The organism is Mesorhizobium sp. M2A.F.Ca.ET.037.01.1.1, from assembly GCF_003998075.1.
In the GTDB taxonomy this organism is placed as follows: Bacteria; Pseudomonadota; Alphaproteobacteria; order Rhizobiales; family Rhizobiaceae; genus Mesorhizobium.
Genome location: NZ_RZSA01000860.1, coordinates 1 through 2,870 on the forward strand (window position 1 = coordinate 1; position 2,870 = coordinate 2,870).

At 68.6% G+C, this 2,870-nt stretch carries 1 protein-coding gene and 1 pseudogene; both read left to right on the forward strand.

What is annotated here, in order from left to right:
- Positions 1-546, forward strand: a pseudogene (locus EOA27_RS30295) (aromatic ring-hydroxylating dioxygenase subunit alpha); the annotation flags it as partial.
- A 2-nt stretch (positions 547-548) separates the two neighbouring features.
- A partial coding sequence (locus tag EOA27_RS30300; RefSeq protein WP_127257963.1) for a molybdopterin cofactor-binding domain-containing protein occupies positions 549-2,870 on the forward strand: 2,322 nt, incomplete at its 3' end.

Consider the following 2,870-nt stretch of genomic DNA (forward strand, 5'->3'; position numbering starts at 1 on the left):
CGCGTCGTGGAAAATTTCCTCGACATGGCGCATTTCCCCTTCGTGCACACCGACATACTCGGCTCGGAGCCGCACACCGAGGTGCCGCGCTATCTGAGCGAGATCCGCCGCGACGTGGACGAGGTCTGGGCCACCAACTGCACCTTCTTCCAGCCGCGCATCGCGGCGACGGAAAGCTCCGGCGATTTCGTGCGGCTCACCTACCGCGTGCCAAGCCCCTTCGTGGTGATGCTCTACCGCGTCTGCCCCAGCGCGCCGGACCGCCTCGATGCCATCGCCCTCTTCATCCAGCCGATCGAGGAGGATCTCTGCCGCGCGCAGCCTGTCATGTACCTCGTCGACGCGACCTCGACCGACACGGCGCTGCTCAATTTCGAGCAGGTGATCTTCCTGCAGGACCGGATCATCGTCGAGAACCAGCGTCCCCTCCTGCTGCCGCTCGAACCGCGCCTGGAGATCCCGACGCGGGCGGACGGCTCTTCGGTCGCCTATCGTCGCTGGCTCAAGGAGAAGGGCCTGCGGTTCGGAACGACGGGAGCGCACTGACCGTGCAGGTGCTTCGCCCGGCATCGATCGCTGACGCGCTGGCCATGCTTGCCGGCGGCGATGCGAGACTGGTCGCCGGCGGAACCGCGCTCCAGCTGGAGTGGGCGAAAGGCCTGCCGAAGCCGCGCAGCCTTGTCGACATCGGCCAGATCGGCGGATTGAAGGGGATTACCCTTGCCGGCAACGGGCTCCGGATCGGCGCACTCACGACGCTGGGCGCTTTGGAGCGTGACGCGACCGTGCGCGAAGAGCTGCCATTGCTCGCCGCGGCACTCCGCGCGACCGCAGGCCCGGCGGTCCGCAATCTGGCGACGGCCGGCGGCAACGTTGCCGGCCGAACCGGCTGCCTGCTCCCTGCCCTGCTCGCGCTCGACGCCCGTGTCGAAAGCTCCTCCGTGGTGGGACGCCGGACCTTGCCGCTTTCCGAATGGCTGCGTCAGGAGCCCGGTGGCGAGATCATCGAAGCGATCACGGTCCCGGTTCCCGATGCACATGTCCGCTGGACGCATCGCAAAATCGGTCTACGCGCCGCCTTCACGCCGAGCGTGATCGGCGCCGCCGGCATGATCGAGATCGTCGACGGCCGTGTCGCAGCCGCACGCCTGGCCGTCGGCGGAGGCATGGTGACGCCGGCCCGGCTCGGCGGAGCCGAGGCCCTGCTCGTCGGCCAGCCGTTTCCCGGCGTCGACTGGAACGCATTGCGGGCGGCGATCGAGGGCGAGATCGTCGCGCCGGACGATGCCTTCCGTTCCGCCCGCTATCGCCGCAAGGTTGCTGCCAACGCACTCGTGCATGGGCTGGGTGGCGGCAAGACTGACGCGCAACCCTCCAGGCCCTCCACTCCGGCTGCCCGCCCCGCCACGCCGCCGGCCGGCGAAATCCGGCTGACGCGCTCCACCGCCGGAGAACGCTGGCACATACGCCCAGACGGGCCGGCTAAGATCGAGGGCAAGCTGAGATACCTGACCGACCATCGCCAGCCGGGCATGCTGGTGGGTCGGATCTTGCGCGCCGCCATTCCCCACGCGAGGATTCTCGCCATTGACACAAGCGCGGCTGATGCCTTGCCCGGCGTCGCGGCAGTCGTCACGTATCGTGACATCGCCGGAAGCAACGCCTTCGGCATTGTCGTGCAAGACCAGCCGGCGCTCTGCTTCGACAAGGTCCGCTATGTCGGGGATGCCGTCGCGGCGGTGGCGGCAGTCGATGCCGAGACCGCCGAGCGCGCGCTCGGCCTCATCCAGGTGCGCTATGCGCCGCTGCCCGTCGTCTCCGATCCGGAGCAGGCGCTTTCACCCGACGCCGAGCCCGTGCACTCGGCGGGCAATTTGCAAACCTCCCTCGGCTTCGAACGCGGCGACATCGCCGAGGGTTTTGCCCGCGCCGCCCACGTCGTCGAGGCCGTCTACGAAACGCCGCGCCAGATGCACGGTTTCATGGAGACCGAAGGCGGCCATGCCCTCGTAGATTCGGATGGAACGCTGAACGTCTGTGCCGGCGGCCAGTACGGCCTGCGCGACCGGCTGCAGCTTTCGCGCGTCCTCGGCCTGCCGGAGGAGAAGATCCGGGTCGTGACCAGTCCGACGGGAGGCGCGTTCGGCGGCAAGGACGAGCTGACCGTGCAGCCGGCGCTCGCCTTGCTCGCCCTCAGGACCGGTCGGCCGGTGCGCCTGCAACTCGACCGCGCCGAATCCGTCCTTGCCGGCGCCAAGCGCAACGCGATGAATATCCGCATGCGCACGGCCTGCGATGCGGACGGCTTGCTGCTTGCCCAATGGGTGGATGTGATCTCCGACGCCGGCGCCTACGCCTCGCTTGGGCCCGCGGTCCTGGAAACTGCGCTCGAACACGCCTGCGGGCCCTATGTGGTTCGGAATGTTCGCACGTCGGGCAGGCTCGCCTATACCAACAACGGGGTCTGCGGCGCCTTCCGTGGCTTCGGCGCCAACCAGATGGCTTTCGCGGTCGAATGCCAGATGGACCGGCTGGCGGCGGAATGCGGACTCGATGTCTTGGAAATCCGCCGCAGGAATATGCGCAAGCCTGGCACGCGGGGTTATCTCGGCCAGGTGGTCGCGCCGTCCGAGCGCCTCGAGGAAATGCTCAAGGCCGCCGCGGCCGACCCGATCTGGCAAAAGCCTCGCGGCCCGTCCGATGATGGTTCCGAGATCGTCGGCACCGGCATGGCGATGAGCTACCAGGGCAACGGGCTGGGCACGCTGCCGCCCGACCCCGCAGGCGGCGCGTTGCGGCTCGCTGCCGACGGCGCGATCGAGGCGCTCTACGGCTTGGACGAGATGGGCCAAGGCCTGCTGACCTCGATC